The 16,541-nt window shown below is 68.6% G+C and carries 15 protein-coding genes; 7 read left to right on the top strand and 8 right to left on the bottom strand.

Translation table 11 applies throughout. The features are described from left to right. Positions 1-36 precede the first annotated feature (36 nt). On the bottom strand, positions 37-1,422 hold the full coding sequence (locus tag MRBLMI13_RS12880; RefSeq protein ID WP_079112398.1) for a DUF6350 family protein: 1,386 nt from the start codon (positions 1,420-1,422) through the stop codon (positions 37-39). Positions 1,423-1,513: 91 nt separating this feature from the next. On the opposite strand from MRBLMI13_RS12880, the gene MRBLMI13_RS12875 reads away from it, so the two are divergent. Continuing rightward, on the top strand, positions 1,514-2,971 hold the full coding sequence (locus MRBLMI13_RS12875; protein WP_042539281.1) for an NCS2 family permease: 1,458 nt from the start codon (positions 1,514-1,516) through the stop codon (positions 2,969-2,971). A 120-nt stretch (positions 2,972-3,091) separates the two neighbouring features. After that, positions 3,092-4,021, top strand: coding sequence for a homocysteine S-methyltransferase family protein (locus MRBLMI13_RS12870; RefSeq protein WP_367822966.1), 930 nt, complete (start codon positions 3,092-3,094; stop codon positions 4,019-4,021). Positions 4,022-4,069: 48 nt separating this feature from the next. On the opposite strand, the gene sucD is transcribed toward MRBLMI13_RS12870, so the two are convergent. The 5 genes from sucD to MRBLMI13_RS12845 form a co-directional block, all read right to left on the bottom strand. Then, the gene (gene sucD, locus MRBLMI13_RS12865; protein ID WP_042539277.1) at positions 4,070-4,972 is read right to left on the bottom strand and encodes a succinate--CoA ligase subunit alpha; all 903 of its coding nucleotides are present in this window, start codon (positions 4,970-4,972) and stop codon (positions 4,070-4,072) included. Between the two features lie 27 nt (positions 4,973-4,999). Beyond that, complete coding sequence (gene sucC / locus MRBLMI13_RS12860) at positions 5,000-6,166, bottom strand: ADP-forming succinate--CoA ligase subunit beta (protein WP_367822964.1); 1,167 nt, start codon at positions 6,164-6,166, stop codon at positions 5,000-5,002. 140 nt (positions 6,167-6,306) lie between these two features. Next, a complete protein-coding gene (locus tag MRBLMI13_RS12855; protein WP_367822962.1) occupies positions 6,307-7,725 on the bottom strand; it encodes a hypothetical protein in 1,419 nt (472 codons plus the stop codon). Next, positions 7,718-8,932, bottom strand: coding sequence for a S8 family peptidase (locus MRBLMI13_RS12850; RefSeq protein WP_367822960.1), 1,215 nt, complete (start codon positions 8,930-8,932; stop codon positions 7,718-7,720). Before MRBLMI13_RS12850 ends, MRBLMI13_RS12855 begins: the two co-directional genes overlap by 8 nt. Further along, positions 8,932-9,354, bottom strand: coding sequence for a hypothetical protein (locus MRBLMI13_RS12845; RefSeq protein WP_079112394.1), 423 nt, complete (start codon positions 9,352-9,354; stop codon positions 8,932-8,934). The genes MRBLMI13_RS12850 and MRBLMI13_RS12845 overlap by 1 nt, the downstream gene beginning before the upstream one ends. 147 nt (positions 9,355-9,501) lie before the next feature. Here MRBLMI13_RS12845 and MRBLMI13_RS12840 point away from each other — a divergent pair, with 147 nt between their 5' ends. Together MRBLMI13_RS12840 and MRBLMI13_RS12835 are read left to right on the top strand one after the other, a co-directional pair. Further along, positions 9,502-10,164 (top strand): TetR/AcrR family transcriptional regulator, encoded by a 663-nt coding sequence (locus MRBLMI13_RS12840; protein ID WP_079112393.1) that lies wholly within the window; start codon positions 9,502-9,504, stop codon positions 10,162-10,164. Between the two features lie 77 nt (positions 10,165-10,241). Continuing rightward, positions 10,242-11,477 carry an acyl-CoA dehydrogenase family protein gene (locus MRBLMI13_RS12835; protein WP_042539267.1) on the top strand — a complete coding sequence of 412 codons (1,236 nt, stop codon included), beginning with the start codon at positions 10,242-10,244 and terminating at the stop codon, positions 11,475-11,477. A 27-nt stretch (positions 11,478-11,504) separates the two neighbouring features. On the opposite strand, the gene MRBLMI13_RS12830 is transcribed toward MRBLMI13_RS12835, so the two are convergent. After that, positions 11,505-12,389, bottom strand: coding sequence for a helix-turn-helix transcriptional regulator (locus tag MRBLMI13_RS12830; RefSeq protein ID WP_367822957.1), 885 nt, complete (start codon positions 12,387-12,389; stop codon positions 11,505-11,507). Between the two features lie 123 nt (positions 12,390-12,512). Here MRBLMI13_RS12830 and MRBLMI13_RS12825 point away from each other — a divergent pair, with 123 nt between their 5' ends. Next, a complete protein-coding gene (locus MRBLMI13_RS12825) occupies positions 12,513-13,457 on the top strand; it encodes an SDR family oxidoreductase (RefSeq protein ID WP_042539262.1) in 945 nt (314 codons plus the stop codon). Positions 13,458-13,466: 9 nt separating this feature from the next. On the opposite strand, the gene MRBLMI13_RS12820 is transcribed toward MRBLMI13_RS12825, so the two are convergent. Further along, on the bottom strand, positions 13,467-13,952 hold the full coding sequence (locus MRBLMI13_RS12820) for a hypothetical protein (protein ID WP_367822955.1): 486 nt from the start codon (positions 13,950-13,952) through the stop codon (positions 13,467-13,469). A 41-nt stretch (positions 13,953-13,993) separates the two neighbouring features. On the opposite strand from MRBLMI13_RS12820, the gene MRBLMI13_RS12815 reads away from it, so the two are divergent. Both MRBLMI13_RS12815 and MRBLMI13_RS12810 read left to right on the top strand, forming a co-directional pair. Continuing rightward, positions 13,994-15,445 carry a phytoene desaturase family protein gene (locus MRBLMI13_RS12815; protein ID WP_367822953.1) on the top strand — a complete coding sequence of 484 codons (1,452 nt, stop codon included), beginning with the start codon at positions 13,994-13,996 and terminating at the stop codon, positions 15,443-15,445. Between the two features lie 52 nt (positions 15,446-15,497). Next, on the top strand, positions 15,498-16,541 hold the full coding sequence (locus MRBLMI13_RS12810) for an ATP-dependent DNA ligase (RefSeq protein ID WP_367822951.1): 1,044 nt from the start codon (positions 15,498-15,500) through the stop codon (positions 16,539-16,541).

Here is a 16,541-nt window from a genome sequence, read left to right as displayed (position 1 = left end):
TCTATCGGGGCCGGCGCCGGGGCCTGACCCCGCGTGTCAGCCGACGGGGTCCCCGGGGTCGCGCTGGGGCAGCCGGAATCCCCCCGCGCCGTCCAGCGGCGCGGTGTCGTAGTCGGACGCTGCATCGGGCCAGCGAACCATCCCATCGCCGGGCTCACTCGAGGCGGAATCGGATGCCGTCATCTCGGCGACCCACCGGTCGGTGCGCTCCTCTGCTAGCTCGTCCCGATTCCGAGGCGACAGGAGCAGGATCGCCGCACCGAGCAGGACCTCGCCGCCCAGGGCGAGGGCGAAGGGCAGCGCCGCCGGTCCGGCTTCGGCGAGCCGCCCCGGTCCCATCGATCCTCCGGCGAGCAGGGCGGCGACCCCGGCGACCGCGGCGGTCAGCACACCGATGCCCGCGGCGATCACCGCACGAGGAGCCATTCCGAGAGGGGTTCCCTCCCACACGAGTCGCGAGCGGACGGCCCATCCTGCGAAGGCTCCCGCTCCGATCGGGAGGATGATCACGATGAGCATCCAGATCGACGTGCTCTCGGGAAGAAGACCGAGCACGGGGATTCCCGGGACCACCCCGAGCTGGGTGCCCGCGGGAGACACCGCAGTGCCGACGCCCACCGCGAATCCGGGGCCGGCGAGCCAGGAGGCAGCCCAGACGATGATCGTCGGCAGATAGGCGAGGTGCCCGAGCGTGATGACTCCGGCGCCGAGCGCGTCGACGCGAGCTGCCTGGAACAACGCGACCATCTCCCCGCCCCGTGCCGCGACGAGAACGGCGACGGCGACCGCCGAGACAGCGGTGACCCCCACCACGGCGAAGGCCGCCCCGCGGACCGCTGCGCTCGGCACCGGTCCCCAATCGCCCCAGGAGTCGACGACGTCGTGGATGCGGTCGAGGACGCCGCCGTCGCCGTCTTCCCAGGCGATGCGCACGGCCCCGCACGCGGCGCCCACGAGATAGACCGCGGTCGGAAGCAGGATGCCCTCTGCGACGGGCGTCTCGACCGCGGCGAGATGCGAGGTCAGCGCGACCCCGGTCGCGATCGCCGCGAACGCGAGGGAACCGGAGAGCGTACCGAGCAGCCACGCACCCGCGCGGGCGGCACGGGCGCCGGAGCGAGCCGCGAACAGCAGAGTGAAGACGAGAAACGCGAGCGGAGTCACCGAGAGCGTGAAAGCGGCAGCGTCGGGCGCGATGCCCGTGGCGCGCAGCACCTCGGTCGAGACGTCGATGCTCAGCGGCACGCCGTGGCCGAACTGCCACAGTGAGCCGGTGAGCGGCCAGAGCGCTCCCCAGTCGGCTGTCACTCCGAACGAGAGCGTCCAGAGCAGGGTGAGCGGCGCCAGCAGAACCACGAGACCGACCGCCGCAGCGATAGCGGCATCGAAGGCGGCGAGGAGCGCGACGAGGAGGCGTTGCATATCGAATCGAGACTACGACGAGAACCCTGTCGTCGCCTGGGGGCGCGCGCGACTCGCGCGACACGATATCGTCTCCTGCGGAGGTTTCCCGATGACAACTGCCCCGTCCCCCACCCGCTCAACCGCCGAACCCACGAACGCCCTGGACCGCTTCTTCGAGATCAGCAAGCGCGGATCCACGATCGGCACCGAGATCCGAGGGGGTCTGGTGACCTTCGTCACGATGGCCTACATCGTGATCCTCAACCCGATCATCCTGTCCGGCTCAGCCGATGTCGCAGGCAACACCCTCGACTTCAGCGCCGTCGGCGCCGCGACCGCGCTGACCGCCGGCGTGATGACGATCCTGTTCGGTCTCATCACCCGCCTGCCCTTCGGCTTCGCTGCCGGCCTCGGCATCAACGCCTTCGTCGCATTCTCGGTCGTCGGCCAGGTCACCTGGCCCGAGGCCATGGCGCTCGTCATGATCAACGGTCTCGTGATCGTGCTCCTCGCTGCCACGGGCCTTCGGAAGATGATCTTCGACGCTGTGCCGTTCCAGCTCAAGATCGCGATCACGGTCGGAATCGGCCTGTTCATCGCCTTCATCGGCTTCGTCAACTCGGGCTTCGTGACCGCCACCGGCAGCGCATCCCCGCCGGTCGGTCTGGGAGTCGGCGGCTCCGTCGCGACCGTCCCGACCGTCCTCTTCATCGTCACGCTGATCGTCACCGGCATCCTGGTCGCCCGCAAGGTCAAGGGCGGGCTGCTCATCGGCCTCGTCTCGGGCACGGTGCTCGCGGTGATCGTCGAGGCGATCTGGCACCTCGGCGCCGCGGCAGACGGCAACGCCGGAGGCTGGGGCCTCACGGTCCCCACGCTCAGCGGCTCGCCGTTCGGCCTGCCCGACCTGAGCCTGGTCGGCGCGGTCGACTTCGGCTTCGACTTCAGCAAGGTCAGCCTCGTCGCGATCGTGATGATCGTCTTCACCCTGGTCTTCTCGAACTTCTTCGATGCCATGGGCACCATGACCGGTCTCGCCAAGGAAGCCGGTCTCGCGAACGAGAACGGCGACTTCCCCCGCATCAAGTCGGCGTTGGTCGTCGAAGGTGTCGGCGCGATCGTCGGTGGTGGCACGTCGTCGTCGTCGAGCACCGTGTTCATCGAGTCCGGAGCGGGCATCGGCGAGGGCGCGCGCACCGGCTTCGCGAACCTGATCACCGGTGGCATGTTCCTGCTGGCGATGTTCCTCACACCGCTCACGTCGATCGTGCCGACCGAGATCGCCGCCGCAGCGCTGGTGATCGTCGGAGCCATGATGATGGCCCAGATCAAGTACATCGATCTGACCGAGTTCAGCGTGCTGCTCCCGGTGTTCCTGACGGTCACGGTGATGCCGCTGACCTACTCGATCGCCAACGGCATCGGCGCGGGCTTCGTCAGCTGGGTCCTCGTGCAGGCGTTCTCCGGAAAGGCCAGGAAGATCAGCCCACTGCTCTGGGTGGTCGCCGCCGGTTTCGTCGTGTTCTTCGCCCGCGGACCCATCGAGGCACTGTTCGGCGTCGCCTGAGCGACTCAGGAACAACGAGGGGCGGATGCTGCGGCATCCGCCCCTCTGTCGTGTGCAGGCCCCGTGGCGCCACCCTGTGCGCAGTGCTACAACGGAAGGACCCGAGGAGAGCAGGCACCGATGTCCGCACCCGTCGTCCCGGTCCGTCACGTCACAGACGGCGGCCTGGAGACTGATCTGATCTTCCATCACGGCGTCGATCTGCCGGACTTCGCCGCCTTCGTCCTCCTCGATGATGATGACGGCCGCCGGCTTCTGGGCGAGTACTACCGCGGCTACGTCGAGATCGCCCGAGCACACGGCGCCCCGCTGCGGCTCGAGACCCCCACCTGGCGTGCGAGCTCGGACTGGGGCGCCCGGCTCGGATACGACGCCGACGCCATGCATCGGGTCAATGTCGATGCGGTGCGGCTGCTGCAGCAGATCGCTGCCGAGTCCGGCCTGCCTGTGGTGCAGATCGTCGGCATGCTCGGCCCGCGAGGAGACGGCTACCGACCGGGGGCGTGGGATCCCGTGACCGGACCGGATGACGCCTATCGCTATCACCGCGACCAGGTGCGCGCCCTCGTCGAGGCGGGGGCAGACGTGATCGCCGCGTACACGCTCAACGACGCGGCGGAGGCGCAGGGCATCGTCCGCGCCGCCCGCGAGGCAGGCATCGCCGTCGAGATCTCGTTCACCGTCGAGACCGACGGACTGCTCGCGTCAGGCCGCACACTCGCGGAGACGATCGCCGAGGTGGAGGCGTCGGATCCGCCCGACGGTTACTCCCTCAACTGCGCGCACCCGGATCACTTCGAGCGCGCTCTGGATGCCGACACCGCGCCACGTATCGTCGGCATCCGCCCCAACGCCTCACGCCTCTCGCACGCCGAGCTCGACGAGTCGGAGATCCTCGACGACGGCGACCCCGTCGAACTGGCCGACCGCATGGCTCAGCTCCTCGAGCGGATGCCGTCGGTGCGCGTCATCGGAGGATGCTGCGGCACCGATTCACGGCACGTCGCGGCGATCTGGGAGCGGCTCGGCAGAGACCCCGTCCGGGCATAGAAGAAGGCCCCGGAGTGGAGTCCAGGGCCTTCTCCTCGATTATAGCTCTTAGAGCGACTCGACGATCTCACGCATGAGAGCGGCGGTCTCGGACGGTGTCTTGCCGACCTTGACCCCGGCGGCCTCGAGGGCCTCCTTCTTCGCCTGAGCGGTGCCTGCCGAGCCCGAGACGATGGCGCCTGCGTGGCCCATGGTCTTGCCCTCGGGGGCCGTGAAGCCTGCGACGTAGCCGACGACCGGCTTGGTGACATGCGCCTTAATGTACTCGGCCGCACGCTCTTCAGCGTCGCCGCCGATCTCGCCGATCATCACGATCGCCTTGGTCTCGGGGTCTGCTTCGAACGCGGCCAGCGCGTCGATGTGCGTCGTGCCGATGACCGGGTCGCCGCCGATGCCGATGGCGGTCGAGAAGCCCAGGTCGCGCAGCTCGAACATCATCTGGTAGGTCAGGGTGCCCGACTTCGACACGAGGCCGATCGGGCCCTTGCCGGTGATGTTCGCGGGCGTGATGCCGACGAGCGCCTCACCGGGGGTGATGATGCCGGGGCAGTTCGGTCCGATGATGCGGGTCGTGTTGCCCTTGCTCTGCGCGTAGGCCCAGGCCTCGGCCGAGTCGCCCACGGGGACACCCTCGGTGATGACGACGAGCAGCGGGATCTCGGCGTCGATGGCCTCGATCATCGCGTCCTTGGTGAAGGCACCGGGGACGAAGGCGATCGACACGTCGGCGCCGGTCTCCTTCATGGCCTCGGCCACGGAGGCGAAGACGGGGAGCTCGACGGCGTTGCCGTCCTTGTCGGTGTGCGAGACCGTGGTGCCGGCCTTGCGCGCGTTCACGCCACCGACGACCTGGGTGCCGGCCTTCAGCATGAGCGCCGTGTGCTTGGTGCCCTCGCCTCCGGTGATGCCCTGGACGATGACCTTGGAATCCTTGTTGAGGTAGATCGACATTTCTTTAGTCCTTGTGTCTCTCTGCGATCAGGCGTTGGCGAGTTCGGCGGCCTTGTCGGCGCCCTCGTCCATGGTGCTGGCGAGCGTGACGAGCGGGTGCGCGTACTCGGCGAGGATCGCGCGACCCTCGTCGACGCGGTTGCCGTCGAGGCGCACGACGAGCGGCTTGGAGGCTGCGCTGCCGAGGGTCTCGAGAGCGCCCTTGATGCCGTTGGCCACGGCGTCGCACGCCGTGATGCCGCCGAAGACGTTCACGAACACGCTCTTGACCTGCGGGTCGCCGAGGATGACGTCGAGGCCTGCGGCCATGACCTCAGCCGAGGCGCCGCCGCCGATGTCGAGGAAGTTGGCGGGCTTGACGCCGTTGTGGTTCTCACCGGCGTAGGCGACGACGTCGAGCGTCGACATGACGAGTCCTGCACCGTTGCCGATGATTCCGACCTCGCCGTCGAGCTTCACGTAGTTCAGACCGCTCTTCTTGGCCTTGGCCTCGAGCGGGTCGGCTGCGTCCTTGTCTTCGAGCGCTTCGTGCTCGGGGTGACGGATCTCGGAGGCGTTGTCATCGAGTGTGACCTTGCCGTCGAGAGCGATGATGTCGCCCTCTTCGGTGCGGACCAGCGGGTTGACCTCGACGAGAGTCGCGTCCTCGCCCTTGTAGACGTCGAAGAGCTTGATGAAGACATCGGAGACCTTCTCGATGAGGTCTTCGGGGAAGTTGGCTGCACGGGCGATCTCGACGGCCTTCGCCTTGTCGATGCCGGTCAGCGGGTTGACCTCGACGCGTGCGAGCGCCTCGGGGCGCTCGACCGCGAGCTCCTCGATCTCCATGCCGCCCTCGACCGAGCAGAGGCTCAGGTAGGAGCGGTTGGCACGGTCGAGCAGCACGGAGAAGTAGAACTCCTCGGCGATACGCGCACCCTGCGCGACCATGACGCGCTTGACGACGTGGCCCTTGATGTCGAGTCCGAGGATGGCCTTGGCCGCCTCGTATGCCTCTTCGGGGGTCTTCGCGACCTTGACGCCGCCGGCCTTGCCACGACCACCGGTCTTCACCTGGGCCTTGACGACGACGACTCCGCCGATCTTCTCAGCGGCTGCCTTCACCTCCTCAGGGGTGTCGGCGACGATGCCGGCGAGAACCGGCACTCCGTACTTTTCGAAAACGTCTCGTGCCTGGTACTCGTACAGATCCACTGTGGTTCCTTCACTGGGCTGCTGTCTGGTAATTCTCTCGATGTCGAGACATCGACCAGTCGCCCAGCCTACTACCTCGAACTGAACGCTCCCGGCGGCCAAGAGGCCGCCGGGAGCGCATACCGGTATGGAGATCGGGTTCAGCGGAGCGTGTCGCGACTGCCGGCCTGGGCCGAACGCGAGCGGGGCCCTGTCTCCTCATCATCTTCGAGCTTGGGGGCGATCGGGCCGCCGAGACCCGAGCGTTCGCGCCGCTTCTCGTCGTCGCCTGCTCCGCCCATCATGCCGGGAGCCATCGAACGACCACCCGCGCCGGCGGACGAACCGCCGGCAGAGCCGGATGCCGAACCGGATGCGGATCCTGCCGCCCCGATGCCTCCGGGGCCGGTCGCACCACTCATGCCGAGCAGTCCACGTCCGGCAGTGGCCGCACCAGCACCGGCTCCTGCGCCGCTTCCACCCCCACCGAAGAGGCTCGCGCCGCCCGTGCCGCCGAGAGACGCCGAGCGCGTGCCCAGGAGGGCCGCAGCTCCCGCACCACCCACGACCGCTGCGCCGAGCGTGCCCGAACCACCGGATCCCCCGGTGAGCAGGCCTCCGCCACCGCCGCTGCCACTGGCACCGCCACCGCCGGGGTACCCGGGCAGGGTGCCGCCGATCGGCGAGTCCACGCTGGGGTCACCTGCGGCGCCGCTTCCGGATCCGCCTGGGTCGACGGTGCCCCAGCCGTTGTCGCCGCCGGTGCCGACGCCGCCCCCGCCGTTGCCACCGCCTGAGCCACCGTTGCCGAAGTCGGTGTCGCCCACCGATCCGCCGTTGCCACCGCCTGAGCCGCCATTGCCGACGCCCGAGCCGCCGTCGCCTCCGGGCACCCACCCGCCGCCAGGCTGCGCCGTCCACGTGCCGCCGCCGGTGCCGCCCTGCGGCGAGCCGCCACCTGCCGACGGCCCATTGCTGCCGACCGAGGGAACACGGGAGTCGATCCCGTCCACGTCGATCACGGGAAGGGGGACAGAGGAGGTGTTGACCGTCACTGTGCCGGGGTCGTGGAAGTTCTGTCGCGCCTCTCCGGTGAGCGAGCCGCGGATGGCCTTGAGCTCCTCGATCGCCGCGGCCTCCCGCTCTGCGGCGAGCCGCGCCTCTTCACGCGCCACAGCCTCGCCGGTATCGAAGGCGCCCCATCCGTCGGTGATCCCGGCGAGATTGCGTTGGGCATCCGCGATGAATCCGTCCACAGATGCTGACGGCAGGCGCCGCAGCGCAGCGGATGCGGCGCCCGCCGCACTGTCCGCGGCCCTGCGGAGGCCGGAGCGCATGTCCGTCAACGCCGTCTCGATGGCGGTCGCGTTCTTCTCCATACGCTCCAGGAGAACCTGCGCCTCGCCCACCGAGTCGCCGGTCCAACCGGGGATCTCCCGCACGGCCTGGATCGCTCTCCGCAGCTCCGCCACCGCCTGCAGGCGGGACTCCATCTCGGGGTCCGTGAACGAGCTCATCGATGACAGCGCCCGGAGCTCATCCTCGAACATCGTCGGTGTGCACACATTGGGGTCATACATCTGCGCGTCCTCCACTCTTCTTGCGGCCGATCAGTATTGCAGTCGCCGCGACGGCGATCACGATGACCGCTCCGCCGCCCAGCATCCACGGAAGCGCACCGGGACCCGAGCCGTCTTCGGCACTCGGCTCTCCGGTCGGCTCGGTGTCGGTCGTCGAGAACACCTCCTCGAACGAGGGCGACTGGTCGTCCTTGAAGAGAGGGTTCTCATCGGGATACTGCGTGGGATCCTCCTGCACGAGACGGGTCGCATTGATGATCCCGTGCCCGAAGGTGTCCGACCACTGCAGCTCATGCGGGGTCGAGCCTGTGTTGCGGATCATCGACTGCAGCAGCTGCGACCCGCTGGCATCCGGCCACTTCTGCTTCGCCAGTGCAAGAAGGCTCGCGACGATCGGAGTGGCTGCCGAGTTGCCTGACCACGCCGACATCCCCCACGTCTGATCGAAGCCGAGGCCTGCGACGTCGATACCCGGCGCGACGATGTCCACGTCCTCGTTGACCATTGCGGAACCGTCGAGCTGCGTCGCCGCCTGCGCCGACGCATCGACGGACGCGACGTTCACGACGCCGTTGACGGTGGTCGTCACGAACTCCCAGACGGTGTCGCGGTTCGGCAGTCCGGCTACGACGAGCACGCCCTCGCGCAGTGCGGCGGCGACGCTGTCGACGGAATCCTGCGAAAGCTCATCTGCGAGTCGATTCAACCCACCCGACATGGTGACGATGTCCGCGCCCTGGGCGACGGCATCGTCGAGGGCAGCAGGGAACGTGTCTCCCTCGCACGAGTCCTGCAGGATGCCGTAATAGAGGATCCGCACGCCGGGAGCGATCCCGACCGGACCCGCACCCGAGTCCGATGTGCCGTTTCCGACGATCAGTGACGTCACCGACGTCCCATGCTTCAGCCCCTCGAAGTCGTCGCGATTCCCCGAGAGCGGATCGGGACAGCCCTCGGCTTGCCTCACCTCGATGTCCGCACCCTCGAGCGTGGAGACCTCCGGGTCGAGGGCGGCGTCGAAAACGGCGACGGTCACGCCGTCACCGGTGATCCCCGCGTCGTGGATCGCCTGGATCTTCATCGCGTCCAGATACCAGAGCGGTCCGTCGGCCGCGAAGTCCTGCGCCGCAGCCGCGCTCGGTGCTGTGGCCGCTGCCGCTGCGATCGCGAGTGCCATCGCGACGGCACCCCATCGACGAACACTCATCAGTATGTGACCGACTCGGTGCCGTCGTCCTCCGTCGTGCCCGAGGATGCCTCTGGACCCGATTCCGCCGGAGCGGAACCGGTGCTGGTCAGGTGAGCGGTCGGCGTGAGTGCCGGGTCATCGACGACCTGCGCGATCTGAGCGAGAGACGCGGAGAGGTTCTGCTCTGACTCCTGCTTCTGGTCCACGACGGCTTTGAGCGCATCCCGGAAGGCGGCGGTGTTGACGCTGAGCTCGGCGATCATCGCTTCGAGGCCGGCGGCATAGTCGGACGCGGAATCGATGTAGGGCGCAGTCGTGTTGGTGCGCAGGCCTTCGATCTGCGTTCCGCGCGACCCCACTCCGGCCGCTTCGATGCTCTTGACGAGCGTATGGATGTTCTCGAGCATCTGCTCGAAGTCAGCACCGATCTGCGCTGCCATGATCTTCCCCTCCGTCAGGGACGCGAGCGCGCCCCACCCTCCGGCGACCCATGTTAGTCGACGCTATCGACAGTGCACAGAGCGCGTCGCCGCGGTCGGCGTATTCCGGCGTCTGCACCGCGTGAAGCCGAGGTCTAGGCTCGTCCCATGCATGAATCCGCAGAACTGCGCACCGGCGTCGTGGCCGCTGCGCTCGAACTGTTCGCAACACAGGGGTTCGATCAGACCTCCGTCGAGCAGATCGCGAAGGCCGCAGGGGTCTCACGGTCGACGTTCTTCCGCCAGTTCGGCGGCAAGGAGGACGTCGTCTTCGCCGACCACGAGGTTCTGCTCGAGCAGCTGCGGACCTTCCTCTCCGAGGGGCATGACGACCCCTGGGGCGCAGTGTGCGCAGCATCCGAATCGGTCTTCGCCCACTTCGCGCACGACCCGGAGCTCGCGCGTCGGCGCTATCAGATCGTGCGTCAGGTGCCGGTGCTCCGTGAACGCGAGATCATCACGGTGTTCCGCTACGAGCGACTGTTCGACGACTACCTGCGCAGCTCGCTTCCCGGCATCGACCCTCTGGATGCCGTCGGATTCTCCGCCCTCGTCACCGCGGTGCACAACCATGTGCTCCGGCAGCTGCTGCGCGGCAAGAAGAAGGTGCCGCTCTCGACGTTGCAGACGGCGCTCGCCGACGTCCGCCGCCGTTACGGCGTGCCATCGGAGGCGGTCACCGAAGCGCCGGACGATGTCGTCGTCGCCGTGTTCCCCCGTTCGATGCCCATCGCCGAGGTCACCCGGCGCCTGCGCACGCAGCTCGACTGACCCGCCTGACTCCCGTCGAGGGAGTCGTGGAACCGAGTATCGAGGAGTACGATACTTGGTGTCACGAAGGAGTCACCATGAGCACCGCAGCCTCCCCTCTCCCCGGCGAGCGCGTCTCGTCGTACGACATCACCGGACGCCAGGACAGCGACTACTACGCCGTCTTCGCCGACATCCCCGACGCCGATCGCCGGGCCTGGGATCGCGCCAAGGCGTACATCGACGAGGTCGGACCGCAGATGGCGGAGGCCTGGGACCGCGCCGAGTACCCGCTCGACGCCGCTCGCCGCATGGGCGAGATGGACCTGGTCGTCGACGGCATCGAGCATCCTTCACTCACCCGCCTCTCCCCGCTCGCCGCCGGGCTCGTGAACATGGAGATCTCCCGCGGCGACGGGTCGCTCGGCACCGTGCTCGCGGTGCAGGGCGGGCTCGCGCTGCGCACTCTCGCACTCTTCGGCTCGCCCGATCAGCAGCAGAAGTGGCTGACGGCCCTCGCCGACGGCTCGGTCTTCGGCTCCTTCGCGCTCACCGAGCCCGACCATGGGTCGGACTCCGTCTCGCTCGAGACCGTCGCACGCCGCGATGGCGACGAATGGGTCATCCGCGGTGCGAAGAAGTGGATCGGCAACGGCGCCTCGGGCGGCATCACGTTCGTGTGGGCCCGCGTCGATGACGAGACGGCGGCCGAGCACGGCGCCGTCCGGTGCTTCCTCGTCGAACAGGACACCCCCGGATACACCGGGACGCCGATCCGCGGCAAGGCATCGCTCCGAGCCATCCACCAGGCGCACATAGAGCTCGACGACGTGCGCGTGCCGCTCGACTCCGTGCTGCCGGGGACGAAGAGCTTCAAAGACGCGTCGGTCGTGCTCTACGCGACCCGTTCGGGCGTCGCCTGGTCGGCTCTCGGTCACGCGACCGCCTGCTACGAGGCCGCGCTCGCGTACTCGACCCAGCGCATCCAGTTCGGCAAGCCGCTGGCGAAGTTCCAGATGGTGCAGGAACGCCTCACCCACATGCTCGAGGACCTCACCGCGATGCAGCTCTACTGCCGACGCCTCGCAGACCTCGAGACCGCCGGCGAGCTGCGGCCCACGCAGGCGTCACTGGCGAAGTTCCACAACACGCGCGCAGCACGGCGCGTGGCCGCCATCGCCCGCGATCTGCTCGGCGGCAACGGCATCCTGCTCGAGAACGGCGTGATGCAGCACATGGCCGACATCGAGGCGATCCACACCTACGAGGGCACCGAGAGCGTGCAGGCGCTGCTGCTCGGCCGTGACATCACCGGGATGAGCGCTTTCGCCTGACCCGGCGCGGTGCTCGCCTGTCGGGAGTCAGACTTCGGACTTCCCGCCCGAGGTGGTCGGTGAAGGATCGCCGACGAATCTCTGACCACCGATCACCGAGAGAAGCCGCAGCTTCTCGTGGCTCTCGCTACGCGGCGCTGCGGTGTAGACGAGCAGGGAGTGCGACTGCTCCGGATCGACGAGCGTCTGGCACGTGAGCTCCAGCCGCCCGAGCTCGGGGTGCATGAAGCGCTTTGTGGCGCCGGGGCGGAGACCCACCTCGTGCTTCTTCCAGATGCGTCGGAACTCCTCGCTCCGATCGGTCAGAAGCTCCACATAACGCGCCGCTCGAGATCCCGGGCCCCGACGAGCGGCGACCTCGCGCAGCCCCGACACCCACAGCCGAGAGAGGAACGGGTGATCCTCCGGGTCGTAGATCGACCGCGCGGAGGGGTCGGTGAACCATCGATATCCGATGCTGCGCGAAGGTCCGCGGAGTCCGACGAGATCCCCCACCAGGGCGCTGCCCAACGGGCTCTGACGCAGAGTCTCACCGAGTTCCGTGACCACCTCGGCGGGAGTGTCGTGCAGTCGATCGAAGATCCGCAGCATCCCCGGGCTCACATGGTCGCTCTCGGCACCCCGCGCCGGCGGCGTGTGACCGGCGAGGGCGAAGAGATGGTCTCGCTCTGCCAGTGAGAGGTGCAGTCCCTGGGCGATCGCCGCCACCATCTGGTCGGAGGGCTGAGGTCCGCGTTCCTGTTCGAGCCGCGCGTAGTAATCGGTCGACATGTGGCACAGCGAAGCGGCTTCCTCCCGTCGCAGGCCGTCGGTGCGTCGCCGCTCTCCGCGGGCGAGCCCGACATCCTCGGGTTGCAGCGCCTCGCGCCTCGTTCTCAGGAACTCCGCGAGCCCCCGTCGGTCCACCGCCATGCGCTTCTCCCGCCGTCGACTCCGTTCTACCAGCCGGCCCCTTTGCGATCCACGGATCGACGATCCCTGGTTCGCACGGCGGACACGGGAGAGCATCGGAGCCGACGAGGAAGAAGAGAGAACATGCCACGCAAGAACGCAGAGCCGACCATCCCGCCGTTGCACGGCGCGCGCGCAGTGATCACCGGAGCAAGCGACGGAATCGGGATGGGAATCGCCACCCGTCTCGCCGCCGCAGGCGCGGAGGTCGTGATGCCCGTCCGCAACCGGGCCAAGGGCGACGTGGCGATCGCACGGATCCGCGAGACGGCTCCGAATGCGCGCATCTCGCTGCGGGACCTCGATCTCTCGTCGCTCGGCTCGGTCGCCGCACTCGCCGCCACGTTGCGAGATGAGGGAGAGCCGATCAGCATCCTCATCAACAATGCCGGAGTGATGACGCCCCCTGACCGCAGAACCACGGCGGACGGCTTCGAGCTGCAGTTCGGCGCCAACCATCTGGGGCACTTCGCGCTCGTCGGACGGCTGCTCCCCCTGCTCATGGCCGGCGCGGCCAGGGTCGTGTCGCAGATCAGCATCGCGGCCGACAGCGGAGGCATCAACTGGGACGACCTGCAGTGGGAGCGCTCGTACAACGGGATGCGCGCGTACAGCCAGTCCAAGATCGCGTTCGGGATGTTCGCGCTCGAGCTCCAGCGACGCAGCGAGGCCGAGGGATGGGGCATCGCCAGCATGCTCTCGCATCCGGGGGTCGCACCGACGAACCTGCTGGCCGCGCAGCCGGATCTCGGCCGCGCGACGCAGACGTCAGGGCGCCGCATCATCGACGCGCTCTCGCGCCGAGGCCTGATCGTCGGCACGGCCGAGTCCGCGGGACTTCCTGCGGTCTACGCGGCGACCTCAGCGGATGCCGTCGGCGGAGGGTTCTACGGGCCGTCGGGGATCGGTCACCTCGGCGGCCCGCCCGCACCTCAGAAGCTCTATTCGCGTCTGCGGGACGATGAGTCGGCCCGGAGGATCTGGGACGTGTCGCAGAAGCTCACCGGCGTGCCCTTCGAGGCACCGTGATCGCGGGCGTCAGTCGCAGCCGCAACCCCCGGCCGGCGTCTTCACCATGAAGCAGACGTCGCACACGCCGTAGTCGCGCTCGCTCGTCTTCGTCGCACGCTCGGACTTCGGCGTCGCCGCGACTCGAGGAGTCGTGCTGCGCTTCGCCTTGACCGGAGCGATGGGACGGAACTCGCTCGGGTGCGTCACGAAGAAGTACGGAGCACGGCCTTCGCTCGGACGCAGACGCAGGGGCGTGGAGCCGACGACGACGACCTCGTCTTCGGCGAAGCCATTGGTGTAGGTCTTGCCGATGTGCAGCGAGGCGCCCTCGCCGCGGCGGATCGCCTCGATGTAGCGGCCTCGGTCGATGTAGGACGAGATGCCGACGGCATCCGTGATCGCCGCGATGAACTCATGGTTCTCTTCGGCGATGCGGTGCGCTCGGAGCGCCTCCGCGAGGGTTCGGTACGGACGGGAGTTGCCTGTGGGGGTCGGGCCCTGAACTTCATTCATTTCCTCAAGGATCTCACGCCCGGGCATGGAAGACTGGCCGAATGGCACGCGCGACGATCATCGGCTCCGGACCGAACGGCCTGGCGGCGGCCGTGACCCTCGCCCGCGCGGGCTACGAGGTGCGCGTCCTCGAGGCGGCGCACACCATCGGCGGCGGCGTCCGCACAGCCGAGTCGACCCTCTCCGGCTTCCGCCACGACGTCTGCGCCGCGGTTCATCCGGCCGCGCTGTCGTCGACGTTCTTCCAGGCGTTCGGCCTCGCCGAACGGGTCGAATGGATTCTTCCCGACATCTCCTACGCGCACCCGCTCGACGGCGGCAGAGCCGGCATCGCCTGGCGCGACATAGAGCGCACCGCCGCGGCGCTCGGTGCCGACGAGCGCGCCTGGCTGTCGCTTCTGCGCCCGCTCAGCACACATGTCGAGGGTGTCGTCGACTTCACCGGCAATCAGATGCTGCGAGTTCCTCACGAGCCGATCACGGCTCTCCGGTTCGCACTGCGGATGCTCGATCAGGGCACGCCCCTGGCCCGCCGCACCTTCCGCACCGAAGAGGCCGGCGGCCTGATGGCGGGCGTCCTGGCGCATGCGAACACTCCCCTCCCCTCCCTCGCCGGCGCAGCCGCCGGACTGCTGCTGGCCGCGCAGGCGCACGCGGGGGGATGGATGTACCCGCGAGGCGGTGCGCAGAACATCGCCGACAGCATGGTCGCCGACATCGAGGCCCATGGCGGATCCGTCGAGACAGGCGCCCACATCACCGACCTGGCATCCCTCGACTGGGGCGACCCCGCCCGCGGCGATCTGCTGATGCTGAACACGTCGCCCCGGCTCACCCTCACCCATCCCGACATCCCCGCGTCGTACGCGCGAGCGATCCGCAGCTATCGCTACGGACCGGCTGCGGCGAAGGTCGACTTCGCTCTCGACGGGCCCATCCCGTGGGCCAACGCAGAGGTCGGGCAGTCGCCCACCGTGCACATCGGAGGATCGGCCGCGGAGATCTGGGAGAGCGAGAACGCCGTCGCCCGTGGTCGCATCAGCGATCGCCCCTACGTGCTGTCCGTGCAGCCGTCGGTCTTCGATCCGAGTCGGGCGCCCGAGGGCAAGGCGGTGCTGTGGGCGTACATCCATGTGCCGCAGGGCTCCGACCTCGACGCCACCGAGCTCGTCACCCGTCAGGTCGAACGGTTCGCGCCCGGCTTCCGCGACCTCGTCCTCGCCCACCACTCGGTGCCCGCGTCGTCGCGCGAGGCGATCAACCCGTCGGAGATCGGCGGAGACATCCTGGGCGGCGCCTTCACCATCCCGCAGGCGCTGCGCAGACCCATGCTCGGCACGGCGCCCTGGCGCACACCGATGCGCGGCGTGTATCTCGCTTCGGCATCGACCCCGCCGGGTCCAGGGGTCAACGGCATGGCCGGGTGGCACGCTGCCCGAACGGCGCTGAAGGATGCGGGCGCCCGCGTCTCGCTCGGCGACCTCTTCGGCTGACATCCCCGAACTCCCCCTTCTGCGACAGCGTCGGCGACGCCAGGATGGACCCATGCGCTACGAGATCCCCTCTCCGATGCTGGCGAAGGCGGCGGCATCCGTCCCGGACCCCGCGAAGACCACCGGCGGACTGCTGTTCGAGCCCAAGTGGGACGGATTCCGTGGGCTGATCGCCTGGGACGGCGAGACCGTCGAGATCGGCTCGCGCGGAGCGAAGCCTCTGACCAGGTACTTCCCCGAGCTCGTCGAAGCGATCCCCCGGCTTCTCCCTGGCCCGTGCCTGCTCGACGGCGAGATCGTCGTCGCCACGGGGCCTGAGGGCGCGCAGCGGCTCGACTGGGAAGCGCTGAGCCAGCGCATCCATCCCGCGGCCTCGCGAGTCGCCAGGCTGGCCGCAGAGACGCCCGCGATGTTCATCGCGTTCGACCTGCTGGCCGTCGACGATGAAGACCTGTCGAGCACCCCGTTCGCCGAGCGGCGCGAGCGCCTGGAGACGCTGATGGCCGGGGTCGAGCATCCGTTGCACATCACCCGCACCACCCGCGATCGTGATGCGGCCGTGCGCTGGCTCGCGCAGTTCGAAGGCGCAGGCCTCGACGGAGTGGTCGCCAAGCCGCTCGATCAGCCGTACGCGCCGGGCAAGCGCACCCTGGTCAAGGTCAAACACGCCCGTACGGCCGACGTGGTCGCGCTCGGATATCGTGTGCACAAATCCGGATCGGGGGTCGGGTCGCTGCTCGTGGGCCTCTACGATTCCGACGGCATGCTGCGCCAGGTCGGCGGCGTGGCGGCTTGGAGCGATGTGCGTCGGAGGGAACTCGTCGAGGAGCTCGCTCCGCTGGTGGAGCGCGACGATGCAGGCGATGCCGTCACCGGAGAGGGCGAGCGCTCGCGCTTCAGCGGATCGAAGGACGTGTCGTTCGTTCGGCTGCGACCCGAGCTCGTGCTCGAAGTCCGCTACGACCAGCTCGAGGGTTCGCGGTTCCGGCACACCGTGCAGTTCGAGCGCTGGCGCCCCGATCGAGATGCCCGTTCGTGCACCTACGATCAGCTCGAGACCGTGGCCGGATACGACCTGGCCGAGGTCATCGGCTGA

The sequence above is a fragment of the Microbacterium sp. LMI13-1-1.1 genome, from assembly GCF_040815625.1.
Lineage (GTDB): Bacteria > Actinomycetota > Actinomycetes > Actinomycetales > Microbacteriaceae > Microbacterium > Microbacterium forte.
This window is presented reverse-complemented; position numbering and strand designations above follow the sequence as displayed.

Coding starts and splice junctions, on each gene's coding strand:
- MRBLMI13_RS12875 (WP_042539281.1), top strand. CDS start 1,514: ATGACAACTGCCCCGTCCCCCACCCGCTCAACCGCCGAACCCACGAAC.
- MRBLMI13_RS12855 (WP_367822962.1), bottom strand. CDS start 7,725: ATGTATGACCCCAATGTGTGCACACCGACGATGTTCGAGGATGAGCTC.
- MRBLMI13_RS12825 (WP_042539262.1), top strand. CDS start 12,513: ATGCCACGCAAGAACGCAGAGCCGACCATCCCGCCGTTGCACGGCGCG.
- MRBLMI13_RS12820 (WP_367822955.1), bottom strand. CDS start 13,952: ATGAATGAAGTTCAGGGCCCGACCCCCACAGGCAACTCCCGTCCGTAC.
- MRBLMI13_RS12835 (WP_042539267.1), top strand. CDS start 10,242: ATGAGCACCGCAGCCTCCCCTCTCCCCGGCGAGCGCGTCTCGTCGTAC.
- MRBLMI13_RS12830 (WP_367822957.1), bottom strand. CDS start 12,389: ATGGCGGTGGACCGACGGGGGCTCGCGGAGTTCCTGAGAACGAGGCGC.
- MRBLMI13_RS12845 (WP_079112394.1), bottom strand. CDS start 9,354: ATGGCAGCGCAGATCGGTGCTGACTTCGAGCAGATGCTCGAGAACATC.
- sucD (WP_042539277.1), bottom strand. CDS start 4,972: ATGTCGATCTACCTCAACAAGGATTCCAAGGTCATCGTCCAGGGCATC.
- MRBLMI13_RS12870 (WP_367822966.1), top strand. CDS start 3,092: ATGTCCGCACCCGTCGTCCCGGTCCGTCACGTCACAGACGGCGGCCTG.
- MRBLMI13_RS12840 (WP_079112393.1), top strand. CDS start 9,502: ATGCATGAATCCGCAGAACTGCGCACCGGCGTCGTGGCCGCTGCGCTC.
- MRBLMI13_RS12815 (WP_367822953.1), top strand. CDS start 13,994: ATGGCACGCGCGACGATCATCGGCTCCGGACCGAACGGCCTGGCGGCG.
- MRBLMI13_RS12850 (WP_367822960.1), bottom strand. CDS start 8,932: ATGAGTGTTCGTCGATGGGGTGCCGTCGCGATGGCACTCGCGATCGCA.
- MRBLMI13_RS12880 (WP_079112398.1), bottom strand. CDS start 1,422: ATGCAACGCCTCCTCGTCGCGCTCCTCGCCGCCTTCGATGCCGCTATC.
- MRBLMI13_RS12810 (WP_367822951.1), top strand. CDS start 15,498: ATGCGCTACGAGATCCCCTCTCCGATGCTGGCGAAGGCGGCGGCATCC.